Source organism: Armatimonadota bacterium (assembly GCA_031460175.1).
GTDB lineage: Bacteria > Sysuimicrobiota > Sysuimicrobiia > Sysuimicrobiales > Sysuimicrobiaceae > Sysuimicrobium > Sysuimicrobium tengchongense.
On record JAVKGW010000004.1, the window covers coordinates 13,387 to 35,827 of the forward strand.

The window sequence follows — 22,441 nt, forward strand, 5'->3', positions numbered from 1 at the left end:
AAATCAGCTCCGAAGGGCTCGCACGATCTCCGCGCAGGCCTCCTCCACGGTGAGGCGGTCCGTGCGCACGGGCAGGCCCGCCGCCCGTAGGCGCAGGAGCACGTCCGTGACCCGGGGCACGTCCAGGCCGATTTCCCGCAGGCGTGCGGCTTCGCGGAAGGCTTCCCGCACGGGCGCGTCCAGGTACACCTGCCCATGGTGAAGCACCACCACCCGTTCGCATATGCGGGCCACCTCGTCCATGCGGTGGGAGATCAGGACCAGGGTGAGATCCGGGCGCTCCCCGCGGAGCCTCCGGACGAGCTCCCACAGGGCCCGGCGGCCCTGGGGATCCAGGCCCGCGGTGGGCTCGTCCAGGATGAGGACCTCCGGCCGCATGGCCAGGACCCCCGCGATGGCCACCCGCCGCATCTCGCCTCCGGAGAGGGAGAAGGGCGACCGATGCCTGAACTTCTCCGGCGCAAGGCCCACGAGGCTCAGGGCCTCCTCCACCCGCTCCGCCACCTCCTCGGGGCCCAGACCCAGGTTGCGGGGGCCGAAGGCCACATCCTCGAACACGGTCTCCTCGAAGAGCTGGTGCTCGGGATACTGGAACACGAGCCCGATGCGCTGCCGGATCCGTTTTCGGTCCACCCCGCGGCCGCCGAGTTCCACGCCCCCCACCCAGACCCGGCCGCCCGTGGGCCGCAACAGGCCCGCGAAGATCTGCACCAGGGTGGACTTACCCGAGCCCGTGGGCCCCAGGATGCCCACGGATTCCCCCCGGTAGATGGAGAGGGTCACGCCCCGCAAGGCCACGGAGGCAAGCGGCGTGCCCGCCAGGTAGACGTGGGTGAGATCCTGACACGCGAGGAGCGGACCGCCGTTCACCGCACTCCCTCCCGGACCCGGAGGATCTCCCGACTCAGGGCCTCGGAGGTGAGGGGCAGGGAGGGAAACCGAACCCCGTGCCGGCGCAGACAGTGGGCGAGGGAGACGATCTCCGGGAGATCCAGGCCCAGGTCCCGCACCTGCTCGGGTCTGCTGAACACCTCTCCCGGAGGCCCGTCCATGGCGATCCGGCCCCGGGAGAGCACCACCACCCGCTCCGCGAGGGCGGCCTCGTCCATGTCGTGGGTGATGAGGAGGACGGTGATGCGTTCCTCCCGCAGGCGTTGCACGGTCTCCAACACCTCCCGGCGGCCCTGGGGGTCCAGCATGGTGGTGGCCTCGTCCAGGACCAGGACCTCTGGCCGCATGGCCAGGACCCCCGCGATGGCCACCCGCTGCTTCTGGCCTCCGGACAGGAGGTGCGGCTCCCGGTGGCGGTATTCCTCCATGCCCACCACCCTCAGCGCCCACTCCACCCGCCGCGCGATCTCCTCGGGGGGAAGCCCGAGGTTCTCGGGACCGAAGGCCACGTCCTCCTCCACCACCGTGGCCACGATCTGGTTGTCGGGGTTCTGGAAGACCATGCCCACCCGCCGCCGGATCTCCCAGAGGTGACGGGGATCCCGGGTGTCCATCCCCGCCACCCACACCTCCCCCTCCGTGGGCAGGAGGAGGGCGTTCAGCAGCCGGGCCAGGGTGGACTTCCCGGAGCCGTTCGCGCCCACCAGGGCCACGAACTCCCCGGACCGGATGGTGAGCTGCACATGGTCGAGGGCCCGGACCTCTTCGGGCGTTCCCTTCCGGTAGACGTAGGAGACGTCGCGCAGCTCGATGAGAACGTCCCCCGGGTCCGCCACCGCAAGCTACTTCTCCAGCAGCTCCAGGTAGGCCATGGGCGCCGCATCCCCCCTGCGGGGCAGATCCTTGACGATGCGGGTATATCCGCCTCGCCCCCGCTCGTAGCGGGGAGCGATCTCCCGGAAGAGCTTGCGCAGGACCTCCTTGTCCTGGACGAGGCGGGCCGCCTGCCGCCGGCTGTGGAGGGTCCCTTCCTGGGCGAGGGCGATGAGCCGATCGGCGATCTTCTTCGCCTCCTTCGCCTTCGCCTCCGTGGTGTGGATGCGGCCGTGCCGGAAGAGGGCGGTCACGAGGGCCCGAAACAGGGCCAGCCGCTCCCCCGTGTCCCGACCCAGCTTGCGTCCCTTCACGCCCGTGCCCATGACCGCCTCCTACGCCCGGGCCTCCTCGCCCTTCTTGCGCAGGGACAGGCCCAGCTTCGCCAGTTTCTCCACAACCTCGTCCAGGGACTTCTTCCCGAAGTTCTTCACGCTCATGATCTCCTCTTCCGTGCGCTGGATGAGGTCCCCCACGGTGTGGATGTTGGCCCGCTTGAGGCAGTTGTAGGGCCGGACGGAGAGGTCCAGCTCCTCGATGGGCATGTTGAGGAGCTTCTGGAGCTCGGGATCCCGCACCGCGCCCTCCTGCACCGCTCCCTGCTCCGTCATGCCGCCGATGAGGCGGAAGTGGTCAATGAGGATGCGGGTGGCCTCCGTGATGGCCTCGTCGGGGCGCACGGCCCCGTTGGTCCAGACCTCCAACACCAGCCGCTCCATCTCCGCGCCGTGGGAGACCCGGGCATCCTCCACCAGGAAGTTCGCCTTCTGCACGGGAGAGAAGACGGAGTCCACGGGGATGACGCCGATCACATGCTCGCTGCGACGGTGTTTCTCCGCGGGCACATAGCCCTTGCCCCGCTCCACCACCACCTCCATGGCCAGCCGGGCGTCCTTTCGGTCAATGGTGGCAATCACGAGGTCCGGGTTCAGGATCTCCACCTCCGCATCGGGTTGGAAGTCCCGGGCCGTCACCTCCCGCTTGCCGCGGGCCTCCAGACGCAACAGCTTCGGCTTGTCCGTGTGCAGCCGGATGGCCAGCTCCTTGAGGTTGAGGACGATCTGGGTGACGTCCTCCACCACTCCCGGAATGGTGCTGAACTCGTGCAGGACCCCCTCGATCTTGACGGACGTCACCGCGGCGCCCGGGATGGAGCTCAGGAGGACCCGGCGGAGGGCGTTCCCCAGGGTGGTGCCGAACCCCCGCTCGAGAGGCTCCACCACCAGCCGGGCGTAGGTATCGGAGAGCTCCACGTACTCCACCCGCGGCTTGGTGAGTTCCCAAAGACCGAACACGCTCACACCACCACCTCCCCTATCGCGAGTAGAACTCGACCACCAGCTGCTCCTGAACCGGGACGTCGATCTCTTCCCGGCTGGGGAGCGCCAGGACCCGACCCGTGGCCGTCTCCGGATCGAACTCCAGCCAGGAGGGAGGGCGGGTGGAATGGGATTCCAGGAGCACCCGCGTGCGCTCGTTGCGCCGGCCCCGCTCCGTGAGCCCGACGGTCTGCCCGGGCCTGAGCTGGTAGGAGGGGATGGTGACCTTGCGGCCGTCCACCGCGATGTGGCCGTGGACGACCATCTGCCGGGCCTCCTTGCGGGAGCTCGCCAGCCCCAGGCGGTAGACCACGTTATCGAGACGCGTCTCCAACAGCTGCAGCAGCCGGGTGCCGGTCACGCCCTTGGCCTTCGCGGCCTCCTCGAAGTACCGCCGGAACTGCCGCTCGTAGATCCCGTAGATGCGGCGCAGCTTCTGCTTCTCACGCAGCCGAAGCCCGTACTCCGAGGCCTTCCGCCGCACGCTCCCCGCGTGCATCCCGGGCGGGTATGGCCGCTTGACGAGGGGGCACTTGTCCGTATAGCACTTCTCGCCCTTGAGGTAGAGCTTCACGCCTTCCCGCCGGCACAGCCGGCACACCGAGCCCGTGTAGCGTCCCATCCGTGCGATCCTCCTTTCCTACACCCGCCGGCGCTTGGGAGGCCGGCACCCGTTGTGGGGGACCGGGGTCACGTCCTTGATGAGGCTGATGTCCAGCCCCGCGCTCTGCAGGGACCGGATGGCCGCCTCCCTGCCCGGTCCCGGTCCCTTCACGTACACCTCCACGGTCCGCACCCCGTGCTCCATGGCCTTCCGGGCCGCGGCCTCCGCGGCGAGCCCCGCGGCGTACGGGGTCCCCTTCCGGGACCCCTTGAACCCCTGGGTGCCCGCGCTCGCCCAGGCCAGCACGTTGCCGTGGGGATCCGTGATGGTCACGATGGTGTTGTTGAAGGTGGACTGGATGTGGGCGTGCGCGAGCGGGACGTTCTTCCGCTCCCGACGCCGCCGGGTTCCCTTGCGCGCCATACTCCCTCCTTACTTCTTGGCCTTCGCCCGCCGACCGGTCCCCACCGTCTTGCGGGGGCCCTTGCGGGTGCGGGCGTTGGTACGGGTGCGTTGCCCCCGCACGGGAAGTCCCAGTTTGTGGCGTAGGCCCCGGTAGGACCCGATCTCGATGAGGCGCCGGATGTTCATGGCCACCTCCCGGCGGAGGTCCCCCTCCACCCGGTAGTTCCGTTCCACGAACTCCCGGATCCGGGAGACCTCCTCCTCCGTGAGGTCCCGCACCCGTACGCCCGGACGGATCCCCGTGTGCACCAGGACCTCGTAGGCCCGGGACCGACCGATGCCGTAGATGTGGGTCAGGGCGATCTCCACGGGTTTCTCCCGCGGAAGGTCCACCCCCGCGATCCGTGCCATCTCCCCCTCCCTAGCCCTGCTTTTGCCGGTGCTTGGGGTTCTCGCAGATCACCCGGATCCGCCCGTGGCGGCGGATGATCTTGCATTTCTCGCACATCCGGCGCACCGAGCTCCGAACCTTCATCCCTTTCCCTCCCTCTTACCGGGGACCTCCCCGCGGAAAGACGCTTACCGATACCGGTACGTGATCCGGCCCCGGGTCGGATCGTAGGGACTCAGCTCCACCTTCACCCGGTCCCCGGGGGAGATGCGAATGAAGTGGATCCGCATCTTCCCGGAGATGTGGGCCAGGACCCGGTGGCCCGTGTCCAGCTCCACCCGGAACATGGCGTTCGGGAGGACCTCCACCACGGTCCCCTCGACCTCGATGACGTCCTTCTTTGCGGACATCCCTCTTTCCGCGCAAACGTTAATGTTACCGTTTTTGTCCTTCCTCGTCCAGGAGGGTGAGGATCTCGCACCCCTCCTCCGTCACCGCCACCGTGTGCTCGAAGTGGGCGGAGGGCTGGCCGTCCGCGGTGCGCACCGTCCACCCGTCCCCGTCCACCACCGTCCGCCACGTTCCGAGGTTCACCATGGGCTCGATGGCGAGGGTCATCCCCGGCTGCAGCACGAGCCCCTTCCCGGGCCTCCCGAAGTTCGGGACCTGCGGATCCTCGTGGAGTTCCCGCCCCACCCCGTGGCCCCCGAAGTTCCGCACCACGGAGAACCCGTGGGCCTCCACAAAGGACTGGATGGCGTGGCCGATGTCCCCTAGGTGTGCCCCGGGTCGAACCAGGGCGATGGCCCGGTACAGGGCCTCCTCCGTCACCCGCACGAGCCGGGCCAGCCGCGGGGGGATCCGGCCCACGGGGACCGTGGTGGCCACATCCCCGTGGAAACCGTCCACATAGGCTCCCAGGTCGATCTTCACGAGATCCCCCTCCCGCAGGACGCGTCGGCCGGGGATCCCGTGCACGATCTGGTCGTTGACGGAGACGCAGATGTTGGCGGGAAAGCCCCGGTAGCCCTTGAAGGAGGGGACTCCGCCTTCCCGCCGGATGGCCTCCTCCGCCACCCGATCCAGGTACGCGGTGGACACCCCGGGCCGCACCGCCGCGGCCACCACCCGCAGGGCCCGGGCTGCAACCTGTCCCGCCCGGCGCATCCGGTCGATTTCCTCCCGGGTCTTGATGTAGATGCCCCGGGTCCGTACGTCGTTCACGCTCGTCCCGTCCTTGCCTCGTCCAGGATGGTGCAGAGCCGGCGGGTGACCTCCTCCAGTCCCGCGGCCCCGTCCACCTCCCGGAACACGCCCCGGGCCCGGTAGTATTCCACGAGGGGGGCCGTCTGCCGTTCGTAGACCTCCAGGCGCCGGGCCACGGCCTCCGGTCGGTCGTCCGGGCGCTGGTAGAGCTCGCTCCCGTCCAGGTCGCACCGGCCCGGAACGCGCGGCGGGTGGTGGTCCTCGTGGTACACGTGGCCCGCGGCCCGGCAGATCCACCGTCCGCCCAGGCGGCGCAGGAGGGTTTCTTGGGGGACCCGGAAGAACACCACCAGGTCCAGCCGCCGACCCATCCGGTCCAGGAGGGCATCGAGGCCCTCCGCCTGGGGGCGCGTGCGGGGGAAGCCGTCGAGCAGAAACCCACCCCGCGCATCGGGCTCCCGGAGCCGCTCCTCCACGAGGCGCAGCATGACCTCGTCCGGCACGAGCTCCCCTCGGTCCACGTAGGACCTCGCGAGCCGTCCCAGCTCTGTACCCCGCGCGATGGCCTCCCGGAGCATGTCGCCCGTGGCGATGTGGGGGATCCCGTAGCAGGCAGAGACCCGGGCCGCCTGGGTTCCCTTGCCCGCGCCCGGAGGCCCCAGGAACACCACGTTCATCGCAGAAAGCCTTCGTAGTGCCGCATGAGGACGTAGGCCTCCAGCTGTCGCATGGTCTCCAGGGCGACCCCCACCACGATCAGCACGGAGGTGCCCGCCAGGTAGAGGGTGAGGCTGCTGGCGGCCCGGAAGAGAAGCGGAAGGACCGCGATGGCGCTCAGGAAGAGCGCCCCCACGAAGGTGAGGCGCTCCGTGACCCGCATGAGGAACTCGCTGGTGGGACGTCCCGGACGGATCCCGGGGATGAACCCTCCGTACTTCTTGATGTTGTCCGCGATGTCGTCCGGGTCGAACTGGACCGCGGTGTAGAAGTACGTGAAGACGATGATGAGGACCGCGTAGAGCAGGGTGCCCAACCAGTGCTGCCCGGGCTGCAACCGCTGCCCCCAGTCCACCAGGGGCTGCCAGCGCACGAAGCTCGCCACGGTGCTGGGGAACTGCAGCACGGAGATGGCGAAGATGATGGGGATCACGCCCGCCTGCACGATCTTGAGGGGGAGGTGCGTGGTCTGCCCGCCCAGCACCCGCCGGCCCACCACCCGCCGTGCGTACTGGACCGGGATGCGCCGGGTGGCCTGAGTGATGAAGATGACGGCCACGATGCTGAGAAGCACCAGCACCACGTCCAGGAGGAACAGCAAGAACGAGGCGGACCCCACCTGGATGGTGGCCAGGGTGGCCGCGATCTGCCGGGGGATGCGGGCCACGATTCCACCGAAGATCAACAGCGACACCCCGTTGCCGACCCCGTGCTCCGTCATGACCTCTCCCATCCAGGTGAGGACCATGCTGCCCGCCACCAGGGTGGAGAGGATGAGGGCCCAGTTGAGGGGGCTGTAATCCGTGATGGCCCGGCCCTGGCTGAAGGCCTGGATGAGGCCCGTCTGGCCCCATGCCTGGAGAGCTGCGAGGGGAATGGTGAGGTAGAGGGTGTACCAACCGATGCGGCGGCGGCCCGCCTCCCCCTCCTCCCGCGCCATCTCCTTGAGGCGGGGGAAGGCCACCTGCAGCAGGCTCATGATGATGGAGGCGGTGATGTAGGGGATCACGCCCAAGGCGAAGATGCTGAAGTTCTCGAGCGCCCCGCCCACCAGGAGGTTCAGGAATCCGAAGGCTGTCCCTTGGGCCGCCTGCTGGAACTGCTGCCGGACGGCCTCCACGTTCACGCCCGGCACCGGGATGTGGGCACCCAGACGGAACAGGGCCAGCATGAGGGCCGTGAACATCAACCGGCGGCGCAGGTCCGGGATCCGGAGGGGATTGGCAAGGCCACCGATCACGGGATGACCTCCGCACGCCCTCCTGCCGCTTCGATGGCCGCCTTGGCGGAGGCGGTGAAGGCGTGAGCCCGCACGGTGAGGGGACGCGTGAGCTGGCCCGTCCCCAGAACCTTGATGCGGCCCTTCCGGGAGACCACGCCGGCTTCCCGCAGCCGCTCCGGGGTCACCTCGCTGCCCGGGTCGAACCGCTCCAGCTGCTTGAGGGTCACCTCCACGTACGGCGGCCGCGGGGGTCCTCCCGTGTGGGAGGCTCCGTACGCCCGCACGCCCCGCTGGAACGGGATCCGCTTGCTCAGCGGGGTCTGGCCTCCCTCGAATCCGGGGCGGGGCCCCTTACCGCTCCGGGCCTTCTGCCCCTTGATCCCCCGGCCCGCGTACGTCCCGTGCCCGCTGCCGATTCCCCGCCCGACCCGCTTGCGCCGGCGCTTAGCACCGGGCGGGGGTGCCAGGTTATCCAGCCGTAGCGGCATCCTCTCCCTCCTCCACCTCCACGGGCTCCACCGCCACCAGGTGACGGACCTTCCGGAGGGCGCCCTCGAGTTCCGGGGACCACATCCGTACCACGGACTGCCCCCTCCGGCGCAGGCCCAGGGTCCGCACCGCGGCCCGCTGGTCCTCCGTGGTGCCGATGAGGGATCGCTGCAGGGTGAGGCGTACCCGACCCGCCATCCCTATCCTCCCACCGCGGCCCGCCCCAGGATCTCCTCCACCCGCTTGCCGCGGGCGGCGGCCACCTCTTCGGGGGTGCGCAGCATCCGCAGGCCCTTGAAGGCCGCCCGGGTGAGGTTGATGGGGTTGGTGCTGCCCAGGGCCTTGGTGAGCACGTCCCGGATGCCCGCCGCGTCCATCACGGCCCGGACCGCGCCGGCTGCGATGACCCCGGTCCCCTCGCGGGCGGGTTTCAGGAGCACCTCGGACGCCCCGAACTTCGCGATGACCTCGTGCGGGATGGTGGTTCCCCTCCGGGGGATCCGCACCAGGTTCTTCTTGGCGTCCTCCACGGCCTTGCGGATGGCATCGGGGACCTCCGCGGCCTTTCCGATCCCCACGCCCACCACGCCGTCCTGATTCCCGACCACCACCATCACCCGGAAGTTGAACCGCTTGGCCCCCTGGGTGACCTTCGCCACCCGGGTGATGGAGACGGTCTTCTCGAAGCTCAGGGTGACCTCGTTGGGGCTTACGGGTTCCGCCATCCTCGCCTCCTAGAACTCCAGGCCCTCGCTGCGGGCACCTTCCGCCAGGGCCCGCACCCGACCGTGGTACTTGTAGCCCCCCCGGTCGAAGACCACCCGCGTGACCCCTTTGGCCTTGGCCCGCCGGGCCAGGAGCTGCCCCACGAGGCGGCTTTGCTCCGTCTTGGGAAGCCCCTTGAGTTGATCCCGGATCTCGGGATCCAGGGTGCTGGCCGCAGCCAGGGTGTGTCCTCGCTCGTCGTCGATCAACTGGGCATAGATGTGCTTGAGGCTCCGGAACACGCTGAGGCGGGGACGCTCGGCGGTGCCGAACACCTTTTTCCGGATGCGGGCGTGCCGGATCTTCCGCCGCTGGTTCCGATCCTCCTTCAAGATCATGACCCCCACCTACTTCCTCCCGCCCGCGCGGCCCGCCTTGCCGGGCTTGAGTTTCAGGATTTCGCCCGCATACCGAATCCCCTTCCCCTTGTAGGGATCCGGCGGGCGGAGGGCCCGAAGCTGGGCGGCCACCTGCCCCACCAGCTCCTTGTCGATTCCCCGCACCACGATGCGGGTGGGAACCGGGACCTCCAGGGTGATGCCCGGAGGGGGGGTGAACTCCACGGGATGCGAGAACCCCAGCTGGAGGACCAGCTTGCCGCCCTGGAGGGCCGCCCGGTACCCGGTACCCACCAGCTCCAGCTCCTTGGTGTACCCCTCCACCACGCCCCGCACCATGTTCGCCAACAGGGCCCGGGTGAGGCCGTGGAGGGCCCGGTGGTGCCGGAGATCCGTGGGACGCTGGACCACGAGGCTCCCGTCCTCCACCACGACGCGCATGTCCGGGTGCACGGTGCGCTCCAGCTCCCCCCGGGGCCCCCGCACCCGCACCCGGGCACCGTCCACCTGAACCTCCACTCCCGCAGGGATGGGGACCGGCATCCGTCCGATGCGACTCATGGCCTTCCCTCACCAGACAAAGCAGATCACCTCGCCGCCCACCCCGGCCGCCCGGGCCTGTTGATCGGTCATCACCCCCTTCGAGGTGGAGAGGATGGCGATGCCGAGCCCTCCCTGGACCCGGGGGATCTGATCCCGCCGGACGTAGATTCGGCGGCCGGGCTTGCTGACCCGCCGGAGTCCCAGGAGGACCCGCTGCTTCTTGGGGCCGTACCGAAGCCGGATGGAGAGAATCCCCTGCTTGCCGTCCGGTTCCACCCGGTAGTCCGCGATGTACCCCTCCTCCTTCAGGATGCGGGCGATCTCCGTCTTGAGCCGGCTCGCCGGGACCTGCACCTCCTCGTGCCCCGCGGCGTTCGCGTTGCGGATCCGGGTCAGCATGTCCGCGATGGGATCCGTGACCTTGCTCATCCGGGTCCCCTACCAGCTGGCCTTGGTCATGCCCGGGATCTCTCCCCGATAGGCGAGCTCCCGCAGGCAGATCCGGCACAGTCGGAACTTCCGGAACACGGCCCGGGGGCGCCCGCACCGCTCGCAGCGGCTGTAGGCCCGGACCCGGAACTTCGGGGGCCGCTTCCACTTCTCGATCAAGGCCTTCCGTGCCATGCTTCCTCCTAGGACGCCGCGGCCGCCGGCTCCCGCTCCCGGAAGGGCAGGCCCAGCAGGCGCAGCAGTTCCCGGGCCTCCTCGTCCGTGCGGGCCGTGGTGACGATGGCGATGTCCATGCCGCGGATCTTGTCGATCTTGTCGTAGTCCAACTCCGGGAAGATCAGTTGCTCCCGGATGCCGAGGTTGAGGTTGCCCCGGCCGTCCAGCTGCCGCTCGCTGAAGCCCCGGAAGTCCTTGATCCGGGGCAGGGCCACGTGGATGAACTTCTCCAAAAACTCCCACATGCGGTTGCCCCGCAGGGTGACCATGACCCCGATGGGAGCCCCCTTGCGCAGCTTGAAGGCCGCGATGGACTTCCGGGCCCGGGTGATCACGGGCTTCTGTCCCGCGATGACGGCCAGCTGCTCCGCCGCCCGATCCGCCTGACGGGGGTCCTGCGCCCCTTCCCCCACCCGCATGTTCAGCACCACCTTCACCAGGCGCGGGATCTCCATGGGGTTGCGGTACCCGAACCGCTGCTGCAGGGCGGGCCGCACCTCCCGCAGGTACTTCTCCTTCAGCCTCGGCACCATACGCCCCTCACGCCTTATCGATGAGCTCCCCGGACTTCTTCGCGTACCGCACCCGTCGGCCGTCCGGCAGGACCCGCACCCCGACCCGGGTGCGCCCCTTGGTCTCGGGGTCCACCAGCATCACCTTGGAGGCCGGGATGGGGGCCTCCTTTTCCACGATGCCGCCCTGGGGGTTCTTGGGGGAGGGTTTCATGTGGCGCTTCACCAGGTTCACGCCCTCCACGATCACCCGTCCCTCCCGGGGGAGCACCCGCAGGACCTTGCCCCGCTTTCCCTTGTACTTTCCCGAGATGACCACCACCAGGTCCCCCTTCCGGACGTGCATCCTGACGCGGTCGGCTCCCACGACGGGCATCTCAGAGCACCTCCGGCGCCAGGGAGATGATCTTCATGAACTGCCTGTCCCGCAGCTCCCGGGCCACGGGCCCGAAGATCCGGGTGCCCCGGGGATTGAGCTGCTCGTTGATCAGCACCGCGGCGTTGTCGTCGAAGCGGATGTACGATCCGTCCGGCCGACGGATCTCCTTGCGGGTGCGCACGATCACCGCCCGCACCACCTCCCCCTTCTTGATGGGGCTGTTGGGGACCGCCTCCTTCACGGAGGCCACCACGATGTCCCCCACCCGGGCGTACCGGCGGTTGCTCCCGCCCAGGACCCGGATGATGCCGATCTCCCGCACACCCGTGTTGTCCGCCACCTTCACCCTGGACAGGTTCTGCAGCATGGTCTATCCCTCCCCGGGCTGTGGGCCTTCCGGCTCCTCCACGGCCTCCACCGCGGCCGGGTGGGCCCGCTGGAGGATCTCCACCACCCGCCACCGCTTCTCCTTCGAGAGGGGACGGGTCTCCATGATGCGCACCACGTCCCCCACCCGGCAGGCGTTGTGCTCGTCGTGCGCCTTGAACTTCCGGTGCCGGCGGACGGGCTTCTGGTAAAGGGGGTGGCGGGTCACCGTCTCCACCCGGACCACCACCGTCTTGTCCATCCTGTCGCTCACCACCTCGCCTACCAGGACCTTGCGCTTCCCCCGAACCCTCACCTTCTCCACGGCCTCCTCCTACACCCGAACCCCGCGCTCCGCGAGCACGGTCTTCAGCCGGGCGATGTCCTTGCGGACCTCCCGCAGACGCGAGGGGTTCTGGGCCTTCCCCGCACGGATCTGGATCTGCAGGCGGAAGGCCTCCTGAACGGCCTCATCCAGCCGCCGCTGCAGCTCCTCCGTACTGAGCTCCCGCATCTGTTGCGCCTTCAATGGAGCATCCCTCCCGCGCGCTCCTCCCGCCGGACGAACCGTACCCGCACGGGGAGCTTGTACCCCGCGAGTTCCAACGCCTCCCGGGCCACCTCCTCTCCAACCCCCCCAAGCTCGAAGAGGATGCGGCCGGGCCGCACCACGGCCACCCAGTACTCCGGGTTGCCCTTGCCCCCGCCCATGCGGGTCTCCGCGGGCTTCCGGGTCACCGGCTTGTCGGGGAAGATCCGGATCCACAGCTTCCCCCCCCGCTTGATGTGGCGGGTGATGGTGCGGCGGGCGGCTTCCAGCTGCTGGGCGGTGATCCACCCCGGCTCCATGCACTGCAGGCCGTACTCCCCGAAGACCACGGTGTTCCCGCTGTAGGCCATGCCGGTGCGCCGTCCCCGGTGCTGCTTGCGGAACTTCACCCGCTTGGGCATCAGCATGATGCGCCTCCCTCCTCTACGCCCGAGCCCGCAGGGCGCCCGCCTCCCGGCGGGACTCCGGGAACACGTCCCCCCGGTACACCCACACCTTGACCCCGATCCGGCCGTACTTGGTGAGGGCCTCCGCCACCCCGAAGTCGATGTCCGCCCGGAGCGTGTGGAGCGGAACCCGACCCTCCCGGTACCACTCGGACCGGGCGATCTCCGCGCCCGCGATGCGGCCCGAGACTTCGATTTTAATGCCCTTGGCGCCCGCCCGCAGGGCCCGCTGCACCGCCTGCTTCATGGCCCGCCGGTGGGCCACCCGGCGTTCCAGCTGCTGGGCCACGGTCTCCGCCACCAGTTGCGCCTCCAGCTCCGGCCGACGGATCTCCTGGACGTTCACCTGGACCTCCTTGCCCGTCAGCGCACTGAGCTCCTGGCGGAGGGCATCGATCCCCACCCCGCCCCGGCCGATGAGGATGCCGGGTCGGGCGGTGTGGACCGTTACCCGGATGCGGTTCCCCTGGCGCTCGATCTCGATGCGGGAGATCCCCGCACGGAACATCTTCTCCTTGATGTACCTCCGGATCCGGAGGTCCTCGTGGAGCTGGTCCGCGAAGTTCTTGTTGGTCCCGAACCACCGGGACTCCCAGTCCCGGATGATCCCGATCCGCAGCCCCACGGGGTGTACCTTCTGTCCCACCGTCAGCCCTCCTCACTCCCGCTCCGCCACCACCACGGTGACGTGGCAGGTGTGGCGGCGGATGATGTCCGCCCTTCCCCGCGCCCGTGGCCACAGCCGCTTCCACATCCCGCCCCCAGGCCCCCGGTCCACGGAGATGCGGGCCACCACGAGGTGGTCCGGATCCAGTTCCAGGTTATGCTCCGCGTTGGCCACCGCGGACCGGATGGCCTTCTCGATCACCCGGGCCCCCCGATGGGGCAGGACCCGGAGGAGGGCCAGGGCTTCCTGCACGGGCCGCCCCCGGACCACATCCGCCACCCGGCGGACCTTCTTCGGGGACATCCGGATGTACTTGGCGATGGCCCGGGCCTCCATGGCTACTTCTCCTCCCTCCGCCGCACGGTGGTGGTGCGCTCCCCCCCCCCGCCGTGGCCCCGGAAGGTCCGGGTGGGCGCGAACTCTCCCAGCTTGTGGCCCACCATCTGCTCCGTGATGTAGATGGGCACGTGCTTGCGGCCGTCGTACACCGCGATGGTATGCCCCACGAACTCCGGGGTGATGGTGGAGCGCCGCGACCAGGTGCGGATCACCCGCTTCTCCCGCCGCTCGTTGAGGGCGCGGATCTTCTCCAGGAGGTGCGCGTCCACGAACGGTCCCTTCTTCTTGGATCGGCCCATTCCCCTTCCCTCACTTCCGGCGCTTCACGATGAAGCGGGTGCTGGGCTTGCGGGGCTTGCGCGTCTTCTTCCCCAGGGTGGGCTTGCCCCACGGGGAGACGGGGCTCGGCATGCCGACGGGGGAGCGACCTTCCCCGCCGCCGTGGGGGTGGCTGCGGGGGTCCATGGCCACGCCCCGCACCGCGGGCCGCCACCCCAGCCACCGCCGCCGTCCCGCCTTCCCGTACTTGATGGCCTCGTGCTCCACGTTGCCCACCTGCCCCACGGTGGCCCGGCACCGGATGTGGATCTTCCGGAGCTCGCCGCTCGGCAGCCGCAGGAGGGCATACTCCCCCTCCTTGGCCATGACCTGGGCCGCGGCCCCCGCGGCCCGCACCAGCTGCCCCCCTCGCCCGGGCACCAGCTCCACGTTGTGCACGAGGGTGCCCGTGGGGATGTTCGCCAGAGGGAGGGCGTTCCCGGGTTTGATCTCCACGTTCTCCCCGCTCATCACCACATCCCCAACTTGAAGTCCCACGGGGGCCAGGATGTAGCGCTTCTCGCCGTCCGCGTACTGCAGGAGGGCGATCCGGGCGGAGCGGTTCGGGTCGTACTCGATGGCGGCTACCCGGGCCGGCACCCCGTCCTTGTCCCGGCGGAAGTCAACGAGGCGGTACAGACGCTTGTGCCCCCCGCCCCGATGCCGCACCGTGATGCGGCCCTGGTTGTTGCGACCCGCGTGCCGGTGAAGGGAGACCACCAGGGACCGCTCCGGGGAGTCCTTGGTGATCTCCTCGAAGGTGTAGCCCGTGGCGATCCGCCGGCCCGGGGTCGTGGGTCCGTACTTCTTGATGCCCATCTCTCCTCCTACGCGAACTGCTCCAGATCGATCTTGTAGCCCGCCTGGAGGGTGACGATGGCCTTCTTGCGATCCGGCGTCCGGTACACATGCGGTCCCCTCCGCCGGGTCTTTCCGGGAATCCGGAGGGTGTTCACCTTGGCCACCTTCACCCCGAAGATCCGCTCCACGGCCTCCCGGATCTCGGGCTTGGTCGCGTCCCGGGCCACCTCAAAAGTGTACTTCCCCAACTCCACGCCCCGCATGCTCTTCTCCGTGAGGATGGGACGGCGGAGGATCTCCCGGGGATCCCTCATGCGAGCACCTCCTCCATCCTCGGGATGGCCGCCCGCTCCACCAGGATGTGATCCGCCCACAGGAGGTCCGCCACGTTCAGGGTTCCGGGACCCAGGACCAGGACCCGGGGGAGGTTGCGGGCGGCCCGGCGCACCAGCTTCTCCTCATCCCGGGCGATGAGGAGGATGCGGCCCACTAGTCCCATCCGCTGCAGAAACGCCACCACCTCCCGGGTCCGGCCCTCCGCGACCCCAAACCCCTCCACCACCCGGAGCCGGCCCGTGGCCACGGCATCCGAGAGCACGGAGCGCACCGCCAGCCGCCGCATGGCCTTCGGGAGCCGCTGGGTGTAGTCCCGGGGTTTGGGGCCGAAGACCACCCCGCCCCCCACGAAGATGGGGGCCCGGATGTCCCCGTGACGGGCCCGGCCCGTGCCCTTCTGGCGCCAGATCTTCCGGGTGCTCCCCGCCACCTCTCCCCGGGTCTTGGTGGAGGCGGTACCAGCCCGGGCAGCCGCCCACTGGGCCACCAGGGCCTGGTGGACCACGGCCTTGTGCGGCTTGATGCCGAAGATGGCCGCCGGGAGCTCCACCTGGCCGACCGCACGGCCTTGCGCGTCGTAACTGGTGACCACCGGCATCCCCATCACTCCTGTGTCTTTGCCTTCCGGATCATCACCAGTCCCCCCCTGGGCCCGGGCACCGCGCCCTTGATGAGGAGGAGGTGGTGTTCGGGGTCTACCCGCACCACCGACAGTCCCCGGATGGTGACCCGCTCGCCGCCCATGCGGCCGGGCATGCGCTTTCCCTTCCAGACCTTTCCCACGCCGCTCGTGCCGATGCTCCCCACGGCCCGGTGCATGAGGGAGACCCCGTGGGAGTCCCGCTGCCCTCCGAATCCGTGCCGCTTGATGGCTCCCGCGAATCCCTTGCCCTTGCTCGTGCCCGTCACGTCCACCTTATCCCCCTCGGAGAACACCGAGACCGTGATCTCCTGCCCCACCCGGTATCCCTCCCCGTCCTCGATCCGGAACTCCCGAAGGATCCGGTGGGGCCGCACCCCGGCTTTGCGGAACACGCCCCGCATGGGCTTGTTCACCCGGTGCTCCGGCACCGGCTCGAACCCCAGCTGCACCGCCCGATACCCGTCCCGCTCCGGGGTACGGAGCCCCACCACCACGTTCGGGGTGGCCTCCACCACGGTCACGGGCACCACCGCACCCGTCCGCTCATCGAAGACCTGCGTCATCCCGATCTTCCGTCCTAGGATCGCCACCATGGAACCACCCCCTCCGACCTCCTACAGCTTGATCTCGATGTCCACGCCCGCGGGGAGGTCCAGCGTCATCAGGGCGTCCACGGTCTTCTGGGTGGGCTCCAGGATGTCGATGAGCCGCTTGTGCGTGAGGATCTGGAAGTGCTCCATGGATTCCTTGTCCGTGTGGGGAGATCGGATCACGCAGTACACGTTCCGATCCGTGGGGAGGGGGACGGGCCCGCTCACCCGGGCCCCGGTCCGCCGCACGGTCTCCACGATCATGGCCGCGGACTGGTCCAGCAGCCGGTGGTCGAAGGCGCGCAGCTTGATGCGGATCCGCTGTGCCATGGAACTCCTCCCTAGGCTCTCGCGGCCACGGGCCGCCCCCGGATGATCTCCTCCGCCACGTTGGGCGGCACCTCCTCATAGTGGGAGAACTCCATGGTGTACGAGCCCCTCCCCTGGGTCATGGACCGGAGGTCCGTGGCATACCCGAACATCTCCGCGAGGGGGACGAGGGCCGTGACGACCCGCATTCCCGCCTGCTCCTCCATGGACTGGATGCGGCCCCGCCGGGCGTTGAGGTCGGAGAGGACGTCCCCCAGGTAGGCCTCGGGGGTTGTCACCTCCACCTTCATGATGGGCTCCAGGAGCACCAGCCCCGCCTTCATCGCGGCGTCCTTGAAGGCCAGGGACCCCGCGATCTTGAAGGCCAACTCCGAGGAGTCCACCTCGTGGTAGGACCCGTCCACGAGGGTGGCCCGCACGTCGATCACGGGGTACCCTGCCAGCACGCCCGTCTCCATGGCCTCCCGGACTCCCTGCTCGATGGCCTTGTGGAACTCCTTGGGCACCACCCCGCCCGTGGTGCGGTCCACGAACTCGAACCCCCCACCGCGCCCGAGGGGCTCGATCTCCAGGATCACGTGCCCGTACTGGCCCCGACCACCGGTCTGCCGGATGAACTTCCCCTCACCCCGAGCCGGGACCCGGATGGTCTCCTTGTACGCCACCTGCGGCCGGCCCACCCGGGCCTCCACCCGGAACTCCCGCACCAGGCGGTCCGTGATGATCTCCAGGTGCAGCTCGCCCATGCCCGAGACGATGGTCTGACCGGTCTCCGGATCGTAGCGCACCTTGAAGGTGGGGTCCTCCTCCGCCAGCTTGGCGAGGGCGGTGGCAAGTTTGTCCGCGTCCGCCTTGGTCTTCGGCTCGATGGCCACGGAGATCACGGGCTCCGGGAACTGCATGGCCTCCAGCAGAATGGGGGCCGCCTCATCGCACAGGGTGTCCCCCGTGGTGGTGACCCGAAGCCCCACCGCGGCCACCACGTTTCCCGCCGTGGCCTCGGGGATGTCCTCCCGGTGGTTGGCGTGCATCTGGAGGATGCGGCTCACCCGCTCCCGGGTCCCCTTGGTGGCGTTGAAGACGTAGGAGCCGGCCCGGAGGGTGCCGGAGTAGACCCGGAAGTACGTGAGCTTCCCCACATAGGGGTCCGTCATGATCTTGAAGGCGAGGGCCGCGAACGGGGCCTGCTCGTCCGGGGGCCGCTCCTCCGCCTCTCCGGTCAGGGGATTGGAGCCCCGGACGGGACCGATGTCGAGGGGGGAGGGGAGGTAGTCCACCACCGCGTCCAGCAGGGGCTGTACCCCCTTGTTCCGGAAGGAGGAACCCGCCAGCACGGGGACGATCTTTCCGGAGATCGTCCCCTGGCGGATGGCCTGCTTGAGCAGGGCCTCAGAAACGGGCTGGGCCTCCAGATAGGCCATCATGACCTCGTCCGAGACCTCTGAGGCGGCCTCCAGGAGCCTCTCCCGATACTCCCGGGCCCGGTCCAGGAGGTCCTCCGGAATGGCGGTCTCATCGGACCGGGTTCCGAGATCGTCCAGGTAGATGATGGATCGCATGCGCACCAGGTCCACCACGCCCCGGAAGCCATCCTCCGCGCCGATGGGCAGCTGCACGGGGACCGCGTTCGCGCCGAGCCGCTCCCGGACCATCTCCACCACCCGGAGGAAGTCCGCGCCCGTGCGGTCCATCTTGTTCACGTACACGATGCGGGGGACCCGGTAACGATCCGCCTGCCGCCAGACGGTCTCCGACTGCGGTTGAACCCCCTCCACCGCGCTGAGGATGACGATGGCTCCGTCCAACACCCGGAGGCTGCGCTCCACCTCCACGGTGAAGTCCACGTGTCCGGGGGTATCGATGATGTTGATGCGGTGGTCCCGCCAGAAGCAGGTGGTGGCCGCGGAGGTGATGGTGATCCCCCGCTCCCGCTCCTGGACCATCCAGTCCATGGTGGCAGAGCCTTCATCCACCTCGCCCAGGCGGTGGACCCGACCCGTGTAGAACAGGATGCGCTCCGTGGTCGTGGTCTTCCCCGCGTCGATGTGGGCAATGATCCCGATGTTTCGGATGCGTTCAATGGGTACCTTGGCCATCACGTCTCCATCACCACCGATAGTGGGCGAAGGCCTTGTTCGCCTCCGCCATGCGGTGCACCTCGTCCCGCCGCTTCACGGCTCCGCCCTGCCCCTGGGCCGCATCCAGGATCTCCGCGGCGAGCTTCTCGATCATGCTCCGGCCGGACCGCTGGCGGGCGTACTCCACCAGCCACCGGATGCCCAGGGACATCCGTCGCTCGGGCCGCACCTCGATGGGCACCTGATACGTGGCTCCCCCCACCCGGCGGGGACGGACCTCCAGGATGGGCATCACGTTCCCCAGGGCCTTCTCCAGGACCTGGACGGGATGCTGCCCCGTCTTCTCTTCCACCTTGCGAAGGGCGCTGTAGACGATCCACTCCGCGACGGTCTTCTTGCCCTTCTTCATGACCTTGTTGATGAGCCGCTGGACGATGGGGCTCCCGTACACCACGTCCGGAGGAATCACCCGGGGCGGAACCGGTCCCTTGCGCGGCATCCTCCTCCCCCCCTACTGCTTGGGCCGCTTGGCCCCGTACTTGCTGCGCCCCTGCCGCCGACCCGCCACGCCCGCGGCGTCCAGGGCGCCGCGGACGATGTGGTACCGGATGCCCGGCAGGTCCTTCACCCGCCCGCCCCGGACCAGCACCACGGAGTGCTCCTGGAGGTTGTGCCCGATGCCCGGGATGTAGGCCGTGACCTCGATCCCGTTCGTGAGCCGGACCCGGGCGATCTTCCGCAGGGCGGAGTTCGGCTTCTTCGGGGTCATGGTCTTCACCTGGATGCACACTCCCCGCTTGAAGGGGTTCCCCTGCAGCGCCGGCGACTTGCTCTTGTGCCGCAGGGGCTCCCGCCCGTAGCGCACCAATTGGTTGATGGTCGGCATCCAACCTCCCTCCCAAAATTCCCGGAATCACGCCACACCCAGGCCCCGGTCGGGCACCGGATGATCCCGCCAGGTCCTCTGCCCTCCCATCGGATCGGGGGATCCGATCCCGCGCCCGATGGACAACCGGCCCGCCCGCCAGCGGATCCCCAGGGGGTGACCTCGGAGATCATGGCGCCGGACGTCCTGCGGCGCGGTCACTGCCTCGACGATGCGGCTCGGTAGCGATCCGCCGGACCCGGGGTTACGACTCCGAAGCGGGTCCCCTCAGGATCGCGGCCGCGGCCGCGTCCACCGCGATCCCACACGCACGTCCGAGCTCCCGCTTCGTGTGCTCCTGCACCAGCGGGAGCCCCTTCTGCTGCGCCGCCCGCACCACCGACTCCGTGACCCGCGGGTCCGCGTCCTTCGCCACAAACACGACCAGGGCCTGCCCCCGCTGGATGGCCTTGGCCGTCTGGTTCGTTCCCACCGCGCGGTGCGCGGCCTGGCGCAGCGCCTCAAGCGTCACGGCCCCAGCCTCCTCCAGGAAGCCCGTGGCCTCCTGTCCTCAGGGACCTGCGGGCCTCTCCGAGGATAGACAATCCATTCGGCCCTGTCAACCGAGGGCCCGCGCGGGAAGCCTCCGCGACCCCACCGGCACAGGGCGCAGGTCTGAACTGTCTACAACAAAGTTGACACTATCCGGCCGGGGGAATACAATGCGGCCGTGCTGCGGCGCCTGTCTTTAGCCTCCCTCACGGTAGCCGTCCTCGGCCTGGGTGAGGCGGGGAGCGCGGTGGCGGAGGACCTCGCGCGGGCAGGGGTCCGGGTGGTGGGCTGGGATCCCCAGCCGAAGCGTCTTCCCGAAGGGGTGCGCCTTGCGGAGGACCCTCACGCCGCGGTGGAGGACGCGGAGGTGATCCTGGTGCTCACCACGCCCTCCGCCTCCCTGGCGGTGGCCTCGGCGGTGGGCGAGCGGCTGCGGCCGGGCCAGGTGTACGCGGACTGCAACAGTACCTCCCCGGCCGTAAAGCGGCAGGTGGCCCGCCTCCTGGAATCCTCCGGGGCCCTGTTCGCGGACGTCGCGCTGATGGCGCCCGTCCCCGGGCGGGGCGTCCGGACCCCGGCCCTGGCCAGCGGGCCCGGCGCGCAGGCGTTGGCGGATCGGCTCGCGCCCCTGGGAATGCCGGTGCGGGTCCTGGGGCCGGAGGTGGGCTTGGCGGCCGCCCGCAAACTGGTGCGCAGCGTGTTCACGAAGGGGCTCGCGGCCTCCGTCCTGGAGGCCCTGGTCGCGGCCCGGGCCCTCGGTTGCGAGAGGGAGGTCTTGGAGGACATCTCCAAGACCCTGGAAGAGGCCGACGCGGCCCTCCTCCACCGCTTGGTGGAGGGGACACGCCAGCACGCGGCGCGGCGGGCGGACGAGATGCGGGCCGCCTGCGAACTGCTGGACGAGCTCGGGGTTCCCGCCCGGGTCGCCCGGGCCTGCGTGGCGTGGCTGGAGGACCTGGCGGGGTGGACCCGGGAGGGATCACCGAGCCGGATCCGCGGCAACCGCCCGGATGGTTGACGGGCAAGACCCGAAGGCTTACCCTGAGGAGGACGGACTCGAATATCGGGCGATGGAGCTCGCCCTACCTGCCTGGCCCGGACCAGGCTGATGGCTCCTACTTGTAAAGCAGTGGGGGCCTTTTTTCTTCAACATGGGCCGGACCCTGACCCTTCTCCTGGCGGGCGAAGACCTCACCCGCCTCGCCGCGGACCTGGCCCGCCGGGGCGACGGGCCCCTGGAAGCAGGCCTTGTGTGGCTCCTCGCCGAGGGAGCCCGACACTACGCCCGTGACCAGCACCGATGGCATCGCATGGAGGCGGAGCCAGCCACCGCGGACGAGGCAGAACGGTTGGAGCTCCAGCGGCGGGAAGCCGCCGCACATCTGCTTTCCATGCGCGCCCGCGTGCTCCAAACCGAGCTGGAACGGGACACGCTGAGGTCCCAGGTGGCCGCCCTGGAGGAGGAGTACCGCGCGCTCCGAGACCGCCTCTTTGCCCTCCAGCAGGAGCGCCGGGTCCTGGTAGAGGCCTTGCGGGAACGGGGAATTCGACCGTGACGGACGTGCTGGCCACCGTGCACCTGCTCCTGGAGGAGGATCTCTGGGCAGAGGTGGAATCGGTCCTCCGGGCAGAGGGCTGGCGGGAGGAGGAGGGGCTGCGGATCCTGTTGGGATACGGCGCCGCGGTGCACCTGGACGGACCCTCCGAAGACCCCCTGCGGGCGCTGCGGACCGCCCGGGCTGAGCTCGCTACCCTCCGGCACCGGGCGTACCTCGCGGACGAGGCCGTGCGCGGGCTGCGGATGAACCTCACGGGTCTGGAGGCATCCCTTCGCCAGGCCCGGCGATCACTAGACCGGCTGGAGCGGGAGATCCGCGTGCTGCGCGATCGTGCCCGGGAGGCGGGGGTGAACGCGCCGGATTCCCCGCGGATCTCGGCCTCCGATGCGCTGCGCAGGCGACTGCGGGCCCTGTTCGGATACCGCAACACACCGTGAACCGGGAAGAAACCGCCCACCGCCTCCCCGCCCCTCCAGGCCGGTTGACAGCGCCCCCGCCTCCTGTAGAATGAGGTCGAGGGCGATGGAGCCCGCCCAAACCGCCTCGATGAGAGGCTGATGGCTCCTACCCAGATCGGGTAGGGGCCTTTTCTATTCGGCCCCTCCCCGAGCGGAGGTGCTCCGTGGACGCCGTATGGCTCATCCGGGGGATTCCGCCGAGATCCGAGGGGCCGCGGACGGC

40 protein-coding genes and 2 riboswitches are annotated in these 22,441 nt (G+C 69.5%); of the genes, 3 read left to right on the forward strand and 37 right to left on the reverse strand.

Translation table 11 applies throughout. The features are described 5' to 3' along the window. Positions 1–3 precede the first annotated feature (3 nt). From QN206_06525 to QN206_06705, 37 genes are all read right to left on the reverse strand, one after another. On the reverse strand, positions 4–870 hold the full coding sequence (locus tag QN206_06525; GenBank protein MDR7614465.1) for an energy-coupling factor transporter ATPase: 867 nt from the start codon (positions 868–870) through the stop codon (positions 4–6). Then, the gene (locus QN206_06530) at positions 867–1,703 is read right to left on the reverse strand and encodes an energy-coupling factor transporter ATPase (GenBank protein ID MDR7614466.1); all 837 of its coding nucleotides are present in this window, start codon (positions 1,701–1,703) and stop codon (positions 867–869) included. Before QN206_06530 ends, QN206_06525 begins: the two co-directional genes overlap by 4 nt. A 30-nt stretch (positions 1,704–1,733) precedes the next feature. Then, entirely contained in the window at positions 1,734–2,078 is a 345-nt protein-coding gene (rplQ, locus tag QN206_06535) for a 50S ribosomal protein L17 (protein ID MDR7614467.1), read from the reverse strand. 21 nt (positions 2,079–2,099) lie between these two features. Further along, positions 2,100–3,065, reverse strand: a complete 966-nt coding sequence (locus tag QN206_06540) for a DNA-directed RNA polymerase subunit alpha (GenBank protein ID MDR7614468.1) — start codon at positions 3,063–3,065, stop codon at positions 2,100–2,102. 13 nt (positions 3,066–3,078) lie between these two features. Further along, positions 3,079–3,705, reverse strand: coding sequence for a 30S ribosomal protein S4 (gene rpsD / locus QN206_06545; GenBank protein MDR7614469.1), 627 nt, complete (start codon positions 3,703–3,705; stop codon positions 3,079–3,081). Positions 3,706–3,723: 18 nt separating this feature from the next. Beyond that, complete coding sequence (rpsK, locus tag QN206_06550; GenBank protein MDR7614470.1) at positions 3,724–4,110, reverse strand: 30S ribosomal protein S11; 387 nt, start codon at positions 4,108–4,110, stop codon at positions 3,724–3,726. A 9-nt stretch (positions 4,111–4,119) separates the two neighbouring features. Continuing rightward, positions 4,120–4,503, reverse strand: coding sequence for a 30S ribosomal protein S13 (rpsM, locus tag QN206_06555; protein ID MDR7614471.1), 384 nt, complete (start codon positions 4,501–4,503; stop codon positions 4,120–4,122). 10 nt (positions 4,504–4,513) lie between these two features. Continuing rightward, a complete protein-coding gene (gene rpmJ, locus QN206_06560; GenBank protein MDR7614472.1) occupies positions 4,514–4,627 on the reverse strand; it encodes a 50S ribosomal protein L36 in 114 nt (37 codons plus the stop codon). A 44-nt stretch (positions 4,628–4,671) separates the two neighbouring features. After that, positions 4,672–4,893, reverse strand: coding sequence for a translation initiation factor IF-1 (gene infA / locus QN206_06565; protein ID MDR7614473.1), 222 nt, complete (start codon positions 4,891–4,893; stop codon positions 4,672–4,674). 25 nt (positions 4,894–4,918) lie between these two features. Continuing rightward, entirely contained in the window at positions 4,919–5,707 is a 789-nt protein-coding gene (gene map, locus QN206_06570) for a type I methionyl aminopeptidase (protein MDR7614474.1), read from the reverse strand. After that, positions 5,704–6,366: an adenylate kinase gene (locus tag QN206_06575; protein ID MDR7614475.1), complete on the reverse strand. Its 663-nt coding sequence runs from the start codon at positions 6,364–6,366 to the stop codon at positions 5,704–5,706. The genes map and QN206_06575 overlap by 4 nt, the downstream gene beginning before the upstream one ends. Then, positions 6,363–7,646: a preprotein translocase subunit SecY gene (gene secY, locus QN206_06580; GenBank protein MDR7614476.1), complete on the reverse strand. Its 1,284-nt coding sequence runs from the start codon at positions 7,644–7,646 to the stop codon at positions 6,363–6,365. Before secY ends, QN206_06575 begins: the two co-directional genes overlap by 4 nt. After that, positions 7,643–8,116, reverse strand: coding sequence for a 50S ribosomal protein L15 (gene rplO / locus QN206_06585; protein MDR7614477.1), 474 nt, complete (start codon positions 8,114–8,116; stop codon positions 7,643–7,645). The genes secY and rplO overlap by 4 nt, the downstream gene beginning before the upstream one ends. Next, on the reverse strand, positions 8,097–8,315 hold the full coding sequence (gene rpmD, locus QN206_06590; protein ID MDR7614478.1) for a 50S ribosomal protein L30: 219 nt from the start codon (positions 8,313–8,315) through the stop codon (positions 8,097–8,099). The genes rplO and rpmD overlap by 20 nt, the downstream gene beginning before the upstream one ends. Positions 8,316–8,317: 2 nt before the next feature. Next, positions 8,318–8,842, reverse strand: coding sequence for a 30S ribosomal protein S5 (rpsE, locus tag QN206_06595; protein MDR7614479.1), 525 nt, complete (start codon positions 8,840–8,842; stop codon positions 8,318–8,320). A 9-nt stretch (positions 8,843–8,851) separates the two neighbouring features. Next, on the reverse strand, positions 8,852–9,220 hold the full coding sequence (rplR, locus tag QN206_06600; GenBank protein MDR7614480.1) for a 50S ribosomal protein L18: 369 nt from the start codon (positions 9,218–9,220) through the stop codon (positions 8,852–8,854). 9 nt (positions 9,221–9,229) lie between these two features. Further along, positions 9,230–9,781, reverse strand: a complete 552-nt coding sequence (rplF, locus tag QN206_06605; GenBank protein MDR7614481.1) for a 50S ribosomal protein L6 — start codon at positions 9,779–9,781, stop codon at positions 9,230–9,232. Positions 9,782–9,790: 9 nt separating this feature from the next. Next, complete coding sequence (gene rpsH, locus QN206_06610; protein ID MDR7614482.1) at positions 9,791–10,192, reverse strand: 30S ribosomal protein S8; 402 nt, start codon at positions 10,190–10,192, stop codon at positions 9,791–9,793. A gap of 9 nt (positions 10,193–10,201) precedes the next feature. After that, positions 10,202–10,387 carry a type Z 30S ribosomal protein S14 gene (locus QN206_06615; protein ID MDR7614483.1) on the reverse strand — a complete coding sequence of 62 codons (186 nt, stop codon included), beginning with the start codon at positions 10,385–10,387 and terminating at the stop codon, positions 10,202–10,204. Positions 10,388–10,395: 8 nt separating this feature from the next. Next, on the reverse strand, positions 10,396–10,959 hold the full coding sequence (rplE, locus tag QN206_06620; protein ID MDR7614484.1) for a 50S ribosomal protein L5: 564 nt from the start codon (positions 10,957–10,959) through the stop codon (positions 10,396–10,398). A gap of 10 nt (positions 10,960–10,969) precedes the next feature. Next, a complete protein-coding gene (rplX, locus tag QN206_06625; protein ID MDR7614485.1) occupies positions 10,970–11,287 on the reverse strand; it encodes a 50S ribosomal protein L24 in 318 nt (105 codons plus the stop codon). 31 nt (positions 11,288–11,318) lie between these two features. Then, positions 11,319–11,687 (reverse strand): 50S ribosomal protein L14, encoded by a 369-nt coding sequence (gene rplN / locus QN206_06630; protein MDR7614486.1) that lies wholly within the window; start codon positions 11,685–11,687, stop codon positions 11,319–11,321. Positions 11,688–11,690: 3 nt separating this feature from the next. After that, positions 11,691–12,002, reverse strand: a complete 312-nt coding sequence (rpsQ, locus tag QN206_06635) for a 30S ribosomal protein S17 (GenBank protein ID MDR7614487.1) — start codon at positions 12,000–12,002, stop codon at positions 11,691–11,693. Between the two features lie 18 nt (positions 12,003–12,020). Continuing rightward, positions 12,021–12,200 carry a 50S ribosomal protein L29 gene (gene rpmC, locus QN206_06640; protein ID MDR7614488.1) on the reverse strand — a complete coding sequence of 60 codons (180 nt, stop codon included), beginning with the start codon at positions 12,198–12,200 and terminating at the stop codon, positions 12,021–12,023. Between the two features lie 11 nt (positions 12,201–12,211). Then, positions 12,212–12,643, reverse strand: coding sequence for a 50S ribosomal protein L16 (gene rplP, locus QN206_06645; GenBank protein ID MDR7614489.1), 432 nt, complete (start codon positions 12,641–12,643; stop codon positions 12,212–12,214). 16 nt (positions 12,644–12,659) lie between these two features. Beyond that, positions 12,660–13,328 (reverse strand): 30S ribosomal protein S3, encoded by a 669-nt coding sequence (gene rpsC, locus QN206_06650; GenBank protein MDR7614490.1) that lies wholly within the window; start codon positions 13,326–13,328, stop codon positions 12,660–12,662. 12 nt (positions 13,329–13,340) lie between these two features. Continuing rightward, positions 13,341–13,685: a 50S ribosomal protein L22 gene (gene rplV, locus QN206_06655; GenBank protein MDR7614491.1), complete on the reverse strand. Its 345-nt coding sequence runs from the start codon at positions 13,683–13,685 to the stop codon at positions 13,341–13,343. A gap of 2 nt (positions 13,686–13,687) precedes the next feature. Further along, entirely contained in the window at positions 13,688–13,987 is a 300-nt protein-coding gene (rpsS, locus tag QN206_06660) for a 30S ribosomal protein S19 (GenBank protein MDR7614492.1), read from the reverse strand. Between the two features lie 10 nt (positions 13,988–13,997). Further along, entirely contained in the window at positions 13,998–14,825 is an 828-nt protein-coding gene (rplB, locus tag QN206_06665; protein MDR7614493.1) for a 50S ribosomal protein L2, read from the reverse strand. A gap of 8 nt (positions 14,826–14,833) precedes the next feature. Further along, complete coding sequence (gene rplW, locus QN206_06670; GenBank protein MDR7614494.1) at positions 14,834–15,121, reverse strand: 50S ribosomal protein L23; 288 nt, start codon at positions 15,119–15,121, stop codon at positions 14,834–14,836. Beyond that, positions 15,118–15,741: a 50S ribosomal protein L4 gene (gene rplD, locus QN206_06675; GenBank protein MDR7614495.1), complete on the reverse strand. Its 624-nt coding sequence runs from the start codon at positions 15,739–15,741 to the stop codon at positions 15,118–15,120. The genes rplW and rplD overlap by 4 nt, the downstream gene beginning before the upstream one ends. A 5-nt stretch (positions 15,742–15,746) precedes the next feature. Next, entirely contained in the window at positions 15,747–16,379 is a 633-nt protein-coding gene (gene rplC, locus QN206_06680; GenBank protein ID MDR7614496.1) for a 50S ribosomal protein L3, read from the reverse strand. Between the two features lie 21 nt (positions 16,380–16,400). Then, positions 16,401–16,706, reverse strand: a complete 306-nt coding sequence (gene rpsJ, locus QN206_06685) for a 30S ribosomal protein S10 (protein ID MDR7614497.1) — start codon at positions 16,704–16,706, stop codon at positions 16,401–16,403. An 11-nt stretch (positions 16,707–16,717) separates the two neighbouring features. Next, positions 16,718–18,805 carry an elongation factor G gene (fusA, locus tag QN206_06690; GenBank protein MDR7614498.1) on the reverse strand — a complete coding sequence of 696 codons (2,088 nt, stop codon included), beginning with the start codon at positions 18,803–18,805 and terminating at the stop codon, positions 16,718–16,720. Between the two features lie 7 nt (positions 18,806–18,812). Then, complete coding sequence (rpsG, locus tag QN206_06695) at positions 18,813–19,283, reverse strand: 30S ribosomal protein S7 (GenBank protein MDR7614499.1); 471 nt, start codon at positions 19,281–19,283, stop codon at positions 18,813–18,815. A gap of 12 nt (positions 19,284–19,295) precedes the next feature. Further along, on the reverse strand, positions 19,296–19,670 hold the full coding sequence (gene rpsL / locus QN206_06700) for a 30S ribosomal protein S12 (protein ID MDR7614500.1): 375 nt from the start codon (positions 19,668–19,670) through the stop codon (positions 19,296–19,298). A gap of 244 nt (positions 19,671–19,914) precedes the next feature. Beyond that, the gene (locus QN206_06705) at positions 19,915–20,181 is read right to left on the reverse strand and encodes a ribosomal L7Ae/L30e/S12e/Gadd45 family protein (protein ID MDR7614501.1); all 267 of its coding nucleotides are present in this window, start codon (positions 20,179–20,181) and stop codon (positions 19,915–19,917) included. Between the two features lie 171 nt (positions 20,182–20,352). Here QN206_06705 and QN206_06710 point away from each other — a divergent pair, with 171 nt between their 5' ends. The 3 genes from QN206_06710 (at position 20,353) to QN206_06720 (ending at position 22,197) form a co-directional block, all read left to right on the forward strand. After that, positions 20,353–21,219: a DUF1932 domain-containing protein gene (locus QN206_06710; protein MDR7614502.1), complete on the forward strand. Its 867-nt coding sequence runs from the start codon at positions 20,353–20,355 to the stop codon at positions 21,217–21,219. A 39-nt stretch (positions 21,220–21,258) separates the two neighbouring features. Beyond that, positions 21,259–21,326, forward strand: a riboswitch (Fluoride riboswitch). A 26-nt stretch (positions 21,327–21,352) separates the two neighbouring features. Then, positions 21,353–21,757 carry a hypothetical protein gene (locus QN206_06715; GenBank protein ID MDR7614503.1) on the forward strand — a complete coding sequence of 135 codons (405 nt, stop codon included), beginning with the start codon at positions 21,353–21,355 and terminating at the stop codon, positions 21,755–21,757. Next, entirely contained in the window at positions 21,754–22,197 is a 444-nt protein-coding gene (locus QN206_06720) for a hypothetical protein (protein ID MDR7614504.1), read from the forward strand. Before QN206_06715 ends, QN206_06720 begins: the two co-directional genes overlap by 4 nt. 72 nt (positions 22,198–22,269) lie before the next feature. Continuing rightward, positions 22,270–22,334: riboswitch (Fluoride riboswitch) on the forward strand. Positions 22,335–22,441 lie beyond the last annotated feature (107 nt).

What these genes read in the sequence shown, in the direction of transcription:
- rpsD (MDR7614469.1), bottom strand. Translation starts at nt 3,705, where the DNA reads ATGGGACGCTACACGGGCTCGGTGTGCCGGCTGTGCCGGCGGGAAGGC.
- rpsK (MDR7614470.1), bottom strand. Translation starts at nt 4,110, where the DNA reads ATGGCGCGCAAGGGAACCCGGCGGCGTCGGGAGCGGAAGAACGTCCCG.
- rpsM (MDR7614471.1), bottom strand. Translation starts at nt 4,503, where the DNA reads ATGGCACGGATCGCGGGGGTGGACCTTCCGCGGGAGAAACCCGTGGAG.
- rpmJ (MDR7614472.1), bottom strand. Translation starts at nt 4,627, where the DNA reads ATGAAGGTTCGGAGCTCGGTGCGCCGGATGTGCGAGAAATGCAAGATC.
- infA (MDR7614473.1), bottom strand. Translation starts at nt 4,893, where the DNA reads ATGTCCGCAAAGAAGGACGTCATCGAGGTCGAGGGGACCGTGGTGGAG.
- QN206_06575 (MDR7614475.1), bottom strand. Translation starts at nt 6,366, where the DNA reads ATGAACGTGGTGTTCCTGGGGCCTCCGGGCGCGGGCAAGGGAACCCAG.
- rplO (MDR7614477.1), bottom strand. Translation starts at nt 8,116, where the DNA reads ATGCCGCTACGGCTGGATAACCTGGCACCCCCGCCCGGTGCTAAGCGC.
- rpmD (MDR7614478.1), bottom strand. Translation starts at nt 8,315, where the DNA reads ATGGCGGGTCGGGTACGCCTCACCCTGCAGCGATCCCTCATCGGCACC.
- rpsE (MDR7614479.1), bottom strand. Translation starts at nt 8,842, where the DNA reads ATGGCGGAACCCGTAAGCCCCAACGAGGTCACCCTGAGCTTCGAGAAG.
- rplR (MDR7614480.1), bottom strand. Translation starts at nt 9,220, where the DNA reads ATGATCTTGAAGGAGGATCGGAACCAGCGGCGGAAGATCCGGCACGCC.
- rplF (MDR7614481.1), bottom strand. Translation starts at nt 9,781, where the DNA reads ATGAGTCGCATCGGACGGATGCCGGTCCCCATCCCTGCGGGAGTGGAG.
- rpsH (MDR7614482.1), bottom strand. Translation starts at nt 10,192, where the DNA reads ATGAGCAAGGTCACGGATCCCATCGCGGACATGCTGACCCGGATCCGC.
- QN206_06615 (MDR7614483.1), bottom strand. Translation starts at nt 10,387, where the DNA reads ATGGCACGGAAGGCCTTGATCGAGAAGTGGAAGCGGCCCCCGAAGTTC.
- rplX (MDR7614485.1), bottom strand. Translation starts at nt 11,287, where the DNA reads ATGCACGTCCGGAAGGGGGACCTGGTGGTGGTCATCTCGGGAAAGTAC.
- rplN (MDR7614486.1), bottom strand. Translation starts at nt 11,687, where the DNA reads ATGCTGCAGAACCTGTCCAGGGTGAAGGTGGCGGACAACACGGGTGTG.
- rpmC (MDR7614488.1), bottom strand. Translation starts at nt 12,200, where the DNA reads ATGCGGGAGCTCAGTACGGAGGAGCTGCAGCGGCGGCTGGATGAGGCC.
- rplP (MDR7614489.1), bottom strand. Translation starts at nt 12,643, where the DNA reads ATGCTGATGCCCAAGCGGGTGAAGTTCCGCAAGCAGCACCGGGGACGG.
- rplV (MDR7614491.1), bottom strand. Translation starts at nt 13,685, where the DNA reads ATGGAGGCCCGGGCCATCGCCAAGTACATCCGGATGTCCCCGAAGAAG.
- rpsS (MDR7614492.1), bottom strand. Translation starts at nt 13,987, where the DNA reads ATGGGCCGATCCAAGAAGAAGGGACCGTTCGTGGACGCGCACCTCCTG.
- rplB (MDR7614493.1), bottom strand. Translation starts at nt 14,825, where the DNA reads ATGGGCATCAAGAAGTACGGACCCACGACCCCGGGCCGGCGGATCGCC.
- rplW (MDR7614494.1), bottom strand. Translation starts at nt 15,121, where the DNA reads ATGAGGGATCCCCGGGAGATCCTCCGCCGTCCCATCCTCACGGAGAAG.
- rplD (MDR7614495.1), bottom strand. Translation starts at nt 15,741, where the DNA reads ATGCCGGTGGTCACCAGTTACGACGCGCAAGGCCGTGCGGTCGGCCAG.
- rplC (MDR7614496.1), bottom strand. Translation starts at nt 16,379, where the DNA reads ATGGTGGCGATCCTAGGACGGAAGATCGGGATGACGCAGGTCTTCGAT.
- rpsJ (MDR7614497.1), bottom strand. Translation starts at nt 16,706, where the DNA reads ATGGCACAGCGGATCCGCATCAAGCTGCGCGCCTTCGACCACCGGCTG.
- rpsG (MDR7614499.1), bottom strand. Translation starts at nt 19,283, where the DNA reads ATGCCGCGCAAGGGACCGGTTCCGCCCCGGGTGATTCCTCCGGACGTG.
- rpsL (MDR7614500.1), bottom strand. Translation starts at nt 19,670, where the DNA reads ATGCCGACCATCAACCAATTGGTGCGCTACGGGCGGGAGCCCCTGCGG.
- QN206_06715 (MDR7614503.1), top strand. Translation starts at nt 21,353, where the DNA reads ATGGGCCGGACCCTGACCCTTCTCCTGGCGGGCGAAGACCTCACCCGC.